At 72.6% G+C, this 7,279-nt stretch carries 5 protein-coding genes; 3 read left to right on the forward strand and 2 right to left on the reverse strand.

Features of this window, described 5'->3' with window-relative positions:
• Together Q0A33_RS04020 and Q0A33_RS04025 are read right to left on the reverse strand one after the other, a co-directional pair.
• The coding region (locus Q0A33_RS04020; RefSeq protein WP_291793471.1) for a glycoside hydrolase family 3 N-terminal domain-containing protein at positions 1-1,601 on the reverse strand (1,601 nt) is incomplete at its 3' end.
• A 168-nt stretch (positions 1,602-1,769) separates the two neighbouring features.
• Positions 1,770-2,987: an MFS transporter gene (locus tag Q0A33_RS04025; protein ID WP_291793474.1), complete on the reverse strand. Its 1,218-nt coding sequence runs from the start codon at positions 2,985-2,987 to the stop codon at positions 1,770-1,772.
• Between the two features lie 225 nt (positions 2,988-3,212).
• Here Q0A33_RS04025 and Q0A33_RS04030 point away from each other — a divergent pair, with 225 nt between their 5' ends.
• The 3 genes from Q0A33_RS04030 to Q0A33_RS04040 all read left to right on the forward strand — a co-directional run.
• Complete coding sequence (locus Q0A33_RS04030) at positions 3,213-4,499, forward strand: peroxidase-related enzyme (RefSeq protein ID WP_291793476.1); 1,287 nt, start codon at positions 3,213-3,215, stop codon at positions 4,497-4,499.
• A complete protein-coding gene (locus Q0A33_RS04035; RefSeq protein WP_291793479.1) occupies positions 4,496-6,892 on the forward strand; it encodes an FAD/NAD(P)-binding protein in 2,397 nt (798 codons plus the stop codon). The genes Q0A33_RS04030 and Q0A33_RS04035 overlap by 4 nt, the downstream gene beginning before the upstream one ends.
• A 67-nt stretch (positions 6,893-6,959) precedes the next feature.
• The coding region (locus Q0A33_RS04040) for a glutamate-cysteine ligase family protein (RefSeq protein ID WP_291793482.1) at positions 6,960-7,279 on the forward strand (320 nt) is incomplete at its 3' end.

A 7,279-nucleotide genomic window follows, 5' to 3' on the forward strand; every position in this document is an offset into this window, starting at 1 on the left:
TCCTCGAAGCCCTCGACGGGGACCGTGCCCTCCGCCGTGAGCTCCCCCGCGATGTACTTCGCGGCGGCGCGCAGCGCATGGGGGTTGTCGTCATAGACGGCGAGCACCGTGTCCGCTCCGGAACCCGCCACCTGCCACGGTGCTGCGGTGCCCACTGCCACGTCTGCGGCGGCCTCACCGTCCAAGCTCACCGTCGTGCCGCCGGAGCCCACCGTGAGACCGACCTCCTCAGCCGCCTTCTTCATCGCGGCCTGCTGCGCCTCGTCCCCACCCGTGATGCTGACGGTCTTCGCCGGTTCCGGGAGGGTGCACTCACCCTTGAGCACGGTGAGCGAGGCGTCCGCGAGCGCAGTGAAGCTCTCGTCCGCCTCCTCGTCTGCGGGAGCGTCGGCTTCCGCGGCCTCGGCGGCACGAGCCTGCCACAGCTGCATCGCGACGACGCGGCCGGCGGCCTCCACGAGCCGCTCCCGGTCCAGATCGCCGGAGTCCAGCGCCGACTTCAGCGCGTCCACCGCCACCTGCGAATCGTCCGGCATGAGCGCCAGGTCCGCACCGGCCCTGATCGCCTTCACGGTCTCCTGCCCCGGCTGTTCCGTGATCGCGCCCATGTTGAGCGCATCCGTCACGGCCACGCCCTCGTAGCCGACGTCCTCCCGCAGCGACTCGTAGACGTCCGGGTTGAGCGTCGCCGGCAGATCCTCCGCGCCGGGCAGGCCGATGTGACCCACGAGGACCGTGGGCACGTTCGCCTCCTTCGCCGCTTCGAAGGGCCCGTAGCTGGACTCCTCGAGCTCTGCCAGGCTCTCCTCGGACACCGGCAGCGATTCGTGCGAATCCACGGTGAGCGCCCCGTGGCCCGGGAAGTGCTTGGCCGAGGAGGCCACGCCGGCGGCGGTGTACCCCCGGATCGCCGCCGTGGACGTCGCGGAGACCAGCTCCGGGTCCGAGCCGGCCGAGCGCACATTGATCGTCGGGTCCTCACGCCCGACGGTCACGTCCGCCACGGGCGCGAAGTCGAGGGTGAAGCCCAGATCCCGCACGTCTGTGCCCTGCCCGGTGATCGCCTCCTGGGTGAGCTGCGGATCACGCGCGGCACCCGCGGCCATGAGCGGCGGGAACTCCACCGCCGCGCTGTTGAGGCGGGCCACGGGCCCACCCTCCTGGTCGACCCCGATCGCCACGGGCCAGCCCCTGTCCCCGATCGCACCGGCGAGGGTGTCCGTCACACCGGCGACGGTCTCGGCGTCCGCGCCGTCAGGCAGGTTGTATCCCATGACGATGGCTCCGGCGAGGTGCCGTTCCCGGATCGCATCCGCCGCGGCCTCCGCGTCCGTGCCGCGGAAGGTCATCATGATCACGCTGCCCACGAGTTCGTCGTCGCTCATGCCCTCGACGATCTCCCGCGCCTTCTCCCGGTCCTCCTCCGCGACCCCTTCTGCCGGGTCCGGAGCCCGGTAGTCCGTGGCCGGCGGCGAGGAGGGGACCGTCTCCTGGGCCGCCTCCGTGGTCTCCGCCTGCTCAGCGGCTTCGTCGGCGGGTCCGGAGCATCCGGCCATCAGCACGGCGAGGGAGGCCGCGACGGCACTCAAGCGTTTGCGCATGCCGACCATGCTAACGGTCCCGACTCCGCGGGCTGTCGATCCGCACGCGTGGGGACCGGCGCCCAGAACCGCGGGCGCGAGGCGGCTGGTGCGCCCGCGGGGACTGCGGCCTCGGACCGGAGCCCAGCACGGCGGGGGCCAGGGCCGTGCGCACGTGAGGCCGGCGTCTCAGGACCTGGCGCGCACGAGGAGCCGCGGGGCCAGGGCCACGGCGACGAGGAGGCAGACCCCCGCGGTGATCTCCAGCCCCACCGTGAAGCTGGTGCCTGCGGCGATGAAGCCCACCAGCAGGGCTCCGAGGCCGGTGCCGCAGTCGAAGCCGATGTTCCACACCATGCTCGCGATGTCGCGGTGACGGGGACCGACGGAGGCGAACGCCTCGATGAGCGTGACGTTCTGCAGACTGCCGTAGGCGATCCCGGTCAGCGCCATCCCGCCCAGCAGCGCCGCACCGCTCTGGCTGCTCACGGCCCAGGCGGTGAGGCCCAGGCCGAGTGCGCCGATCAGTGACAGCGGCGCCGGGAACCCGCGATGCCCGAACCTGTCCGCGAGACCGCCCACCAGCCAGCGGGTGGCCGCCGCGGTGAGCGTGAAGAGGAAGAGGCCCACCACTGCGGGCCCGCCCAGCCCCGGGAACTGCGGTGCGAAGGTGAGCAGTGCACCTCCCGGAGTGGTGATGGACAGCAGCACCAGCGAGGGCACGATGAGCGCCAGCAGAGGTCTGCCCGAGGTGCCGGACCGTGCGGGGCCGGACGTCGTGGTGTTGCGGGAGCCGGAGGGGGCCTCGGGAGCGGCCTGCCCCTCAAGGCGGTCGATCCGGCTCCCCAGCAGCAGAGCGGGTACGACCGCCGCGACCGGCAGCGCACCCAGCACGAAGACCGCCCAGAACCCCACCTGCTCCGCGATCCACACGGAGCTGGGCACGAGAAGCATCTGCGGCAGTGCGATCGAGAGGCCGTAGAGGCCGATCGCCCTGCCCCGGTGGGCAGGTCCCACGAGCACAGCCGTCGCCGAGGATCCGCACACCGTGATGACCGCGAACCCGGCACCGCGCACGGCAGAGAGCAGCAGGATGCCCGTGAGCGAATCCGTGAACAGGAGGGCGAGCGAGGGCGCTCCGAGGAGGAGCACCCCCGCCGTCAGGGTGGTGCGCCAGCCCAGCCGGAGAAGCGAACTCGGCACCAGGGTCTGGAAGGCCACCGTCGCGGCCATCATGACCGCGTTGACCATGCCCGCACCGGCCTCGTCCGCTCCTCCGCGCACGGCCCAGAGCGGCGCCGTGGACAGCAGAGAGCTGTACCCGGCGAACCCGAGCATGGACAGCGCCATGAGCGCGCGGATCCCCGGGGTCCGGAGCACCCCTGCACGCGTCCCGTCCTGTGCCATCTGCCTCCCTCTCCCCGTCGCGCGCGGTCCGTGGTGCGCTGTCCGTGGTGCGCTGTCCGCGGTGCGCTGTCCGCGGTGCGCGGCTCACCGCATCTCTCCCCCGAACCATCGCATATCGCACGGACACTGCTCCGCACGGAGGCCTCTTCGCACGGGCGGCATGCCCCGGTGACATATGACGCACCGCGTGGACGTGCGCGCAGCCGGCGTGCCAGAGTTCTTTCCATGACCGCTCCCACCGCGCCGCACGCTTCGCACACACCGCATGACCCTCTCGCGACCCTGCTGGGTGGCTCCCCGCTCCTCAGCGTCCTCTCCGAGTCCAAGCCGGAGGTGCTCGCTCACACCCGTGAGGCCTACTCCGCCCTGTACGCGGACGCGCACCCGCTCCCGGCCCCGGTGCTGCATGCGCTGGCCGCAGTCGTCGCGGCGCAGCAGGGCTCCGCGGAGCTGTACGCCCATCACCGGGCCGCCGGAGCGGATGCCTCTCTCCTCGACGCCGCTCTGGCGGGCGAGGATCTCCCCGACCCCGTACTCGCCGCCGTGTTCCGTCACGCGGACATCGTCTCGGTCTCCCCCGCGCTCGCGGAGCCGGAGGACCAGGAGCACCTCATGACCGCCGGCATCGACCCTGACCTCGTGGTGCTGCTGGGCCAGCTCGTCTCCTTCGAGTCCTACCTCATCCGGCTCGTCGCCGGGGCCCGTGCGCTCGCGGACGCCTACCCCGGCACCGCCGACGCCGGTACCGCAGAGTCCGGCGCGGCAGAGTCCGGTATCACGGAGGTCGGCACCGCAGAGGCCAGCGCAGCCGCGCCGGCAGATGCTCCGGAGTCCACGCGTGTACCCGCCAGCCGCGGCCGGGACGGCCAGCGCAGCGACCGGACCCGCGAGGGACGCCTGCGGCCCACCGCCTTCACGCAGAAGATGCTCGAGTGGGAGCCCTGGGTGCCCGCACCGGCCGCGGACGAGCTCACGGAGGAGCAGATCGCGTCCTTCGCCGCCAAGTCCGGCACCGGGAACGTCTACTTCCGCCTCATCAGCCGTACGCCGGGCGTGACGAAGGCGCGGTCCGCGCTGGACAACGAGGTGTTCCTCTCGAAGGCGGGGCTGCCCAAGGGCGAACGCGAGCTCGCCGCCGCCGTCTCCAGCAAGGTCAACGACTGCGTCTACTGCGCCTCCGTGCACGCGCGCAAGGCCACGCAGCGCACCAAGCGGGAGGAGGACGTGGACCGCGTCCTCGCCGTCACGCTCCCGCGCGACACGGACTGGGTCGCGAGTTCCGTCGAGCAGCTGGCCGACGGGCAGGACGAGCGCTGGACGGTGCTCGTGGAGACCGCCGCACGCCTTGCGGCCCTGCGCCCGGAGTTCACGGCCGCGGACGTGGCGCGTCTGCGCGGCATCGGCCTGGGAGACCTGGAGATCGCGGACCTGGTCGCCTCGACCGCGTTCTTCGGCTGGGCCAACCGGCTCATGCTCACCCTGGGCGAGCCCTACTGGCCGGAGGCCGAGTGACGAACACGGCGGTCACTGACGATCTGAAGGACGCGAACGACGAAGCCGGAGGCCGAGTGAGCGGCGCAGCGGATGAGGGGCGCACCGACGCCGGCACCCAGCACTTCGACGCGGTGATCGTGGGCGGAGGCCCGCGCGGCGTCGCCACCGTCATCCGCGTCGCAGCGCGGCTGCGTGCGGACGCGTCCCTGCCGCGACCGGTGCTCATCGCGATCGTGGACGTCCAGGAGGTGGGCCCCGGGGCCACCTGGCTCACCTCCCAGCCGGCGGAGTACCTCAACAACACGACGGCCTCGGCGACGACGATCTATCCGGACGAGTCCACCCCGCTCAGCGGACCGCCCTCCCCGGGCCCCACGCTGGTCGAGTGGATGGAGCAGGTCGCACGAGCCGGGAGCCATCCCGCCGGGGACTGGGTGACCGCCGAGGCCGGCCGCCTCCGCGCGCTCGACTTCACCTCCCGCAGGCTCCAGGGCGTGTACTACCGCGATCAGCTCGATGCGGCAGCGGCGGATCCGGCGATCAACCTCACCGAGTTCACGGCTCTGGCCGTCGACCTGGAGCAGGCTGATCTGGAGCAAGCCGGCCGGGAGCAGACCGCCCCGGAGAAGACCGATCCGGGGCAAGCCGGCCTGGACCAGACCACCCCGGAGCACACAGCCGGCACCACGCAGGCCCCCGACACCGCCGTGGTCCTCGCCGACGGCCGCCGGCTCGCCGCGCCCACCGTCGTCCTCGCGCAGGGCATGGTGCAGGCCAAGCCGGACGCGGAGGTGCGCCGTCTCACGACGTTCGCCCGGACCCACGGGCTCCGCTACGTCCCTCCCGGCATGCCCGCGGAGCGGGACTTCTCCGCGCTGCCCGCCGGTGAGACGGTGCTGGTGCGCGGCCTGGGGGCCAACTTCTTCGACGTGGTGGGCGCCCTGGTCGCGGAATGGGGCGGGACCTTCGAGGAGGTGCCCGGTGATCCGCACGGCCGCCTGCGCTACCTGCCGAGCGGCCGGGAGCCGCGCCTGGTGGCCGGCTCCCGCCGCGGCATGCCCTACCGCAGCAAGCCGGTGCCGTACTCCCAGGAGCGTCCGTTCACGCCCCGGTGGGCCACTCCCGAATGGTTCGCGGAGCTGGGCGAGCGCACCGGTCTCGACTTCGCCGCCGAGGTGTGGCCGAACATCGCGCGCGAGATCGCCGACCAGTACCTCGCCGCCCTTGCCGGCTGGGCCCCTGAGGCGCTGCGGGAGGACCTGCGCCCGGCTGCCTCCGAGACGGTTCACGTTCGTGCGGGCTCGTCCACCGCCTCGGGCGCGGATGTGCCCCAGCCCGGCGCAGCCAGCTCGGGCACGGATGCACCCCTGGCCGGCGCAGCAGGCGGAAACTCCCCCGAGTCCAAAGTCTCCGCCCCCTGGATCCCTACCCTGGAGGCCTGCCGCACGGGCGAGGACGTGGACGAGGTGCTCCGCACGGCAGTGACGGATCCGCGCTGGAACTGGACGATTGCGGACCTCCGCCGGCCCACGCGCGGCGAGCAGACCACGCCCGAGGCCTGGGCCGCCTTCGTGGAGACCCTCGTGACGGATGAGCTCGCCTCCATGAGCGAGGCCTCGGTGCACCCCCGCGCGGCGGTCAACCGTGTCATGAGCGTGCTCCGCGGCTCAGCACAGCAGCTGGGCGCTGTGGGGGCGGTGGCGGGCTCCTCGCTGGTCCGGGACCTGCACGGCTGGTTCGACTCGGACGGACTGTTCCTGGCCTCGGGGCCGCCGGCGGGGCGGGTGCGCCAGGTGCTCGCACTCATCGACGCTGGGATCGTCGATCTGCTGGGACCGGAGACCGTCGTCACCGCGGAGGCGAACAGCACCGAGGGAGGCCCGGGTGCCGGACGGTTCCGGGCGCTCTCCCGGATCACCGGCCGCACAGCGGAGTCCTCCGTCCTGCTGGAGACGCGCATGTCCAAGGGCCGCGTGCCGCACACGGACGACCCTCTGCTGCAGGCGCTCCTCACCTCCGGGCGTGCGCGCATCCACACGGTGGACTACGTGCAGACCGACTACCTGGAGGCGGGTCCGGCGGAGGTCTCCGAGACCGCGGAGACCGGCCACAACCTCGTCGACGAGTACGCGCGCGAGGATCCGAGCGTGGTGGTGCTGGGCATCCCGGCGTCCACGACGCAGCCGGGCAGTGCCATCGGCGCCACGCCGCACAAGCCGTCGCCGCTGCTGGCGGGTGCGGACATCGCCGCGAAGCAGATCGTGCGCAGAGCGGTGCGGAGGACTGTGCGGGGTCCTGCCGCCACGGCGGGCGCGGAGGCACCCGAGGCCGAGGCCGGAACACCCGCTGCCGGAACGTTCGCTGCCGAGGCGCCCGCAGGGGCCGAAACCCCTGCGGAAAGCGCAGTGTGACGTTCCGTGACGGAGCGGGCGGGCGCGGACCGCGGACGGCGCGAGCACGTGCAATACGATGACGCGCATGGTTGATTTCGCTGACTCCGCTCGCTCCACGCTGGGCGCCGAATGGGAGCTCGCCCTCGTGGATCGGGAGAGCCTCGATCTGGTGCCGCGCGCCGGCGAGGTGCTTGACGCGATCGCGGGATCCTCGATCGCGGGACACGTGGTCGGCGAGATGCTCACCAACACCGTGGAGGTGGTCTCCGGCGTGCACACCCAGGTGCGCGGCGTCGTCGACGACCTCGAGTCGATCATCCGCGAGCTGCGCCCCGTCACGGACGACCTGGGACTGGAGCTCATGAGCGCGGGCACCCATCCCTTCGCACTGTGGCACGACCAGGA

This window comes from Brevibacterium sp. (assembly GCF_022712115.1).
In the GTDB taxonomy this organism is placed as follows: domain Bacteria; phylum Actinomycetota; class Actinomycetes; order Actinomycetales; family Brevibacteriaceae; genus Brevibacterium; species Brevibacterium salitolerans.